This window comes from Mycobacterium angelicum (assembly GCF_002086155.1).
Lineage (GTDB): Bacteria > Actinomycetota > Actinomycetes > Mycobacteriales > Mycobacteriaceae > Mycobacterium > Mycobacterium angelicum.
The window spans coordinates 1-209 of record NZ_MVHE01000513.1; the positions used below are offsets into that span (position 1 = coordinate 1).

General features: G+C 61.2%; 1 pseudogene. It reads right to left on the bottom strand.

Annotated features, from left to right (window positions below):
* A pseudogene (locus BST12_RS30485) lies at positions 1-209 on the bottom strand (KR domain-containing protein); the annotation flags it as partial.

Sequence of the window (209 nt, forward strand, 5' to 3'; positions counted from 1 at the left end):
GCTCGTTCAGCTCGACGCGGAATTTGCTTGTGCCCGAACCGTTGCTGCTGGAGAACACTTCGAAAAACCGGCTGCGCTCTGCGAAGGCGACCAGCCACGGGGCTCCGATGACCGGGGCATAGCCGGTATAGACGCGGTTGTGGCGCAATAGCGCCTCGAACGCGTAAGCACCTTCGTCGGGAGTGATCGCCGTGTAGTTGCTTTCCTCC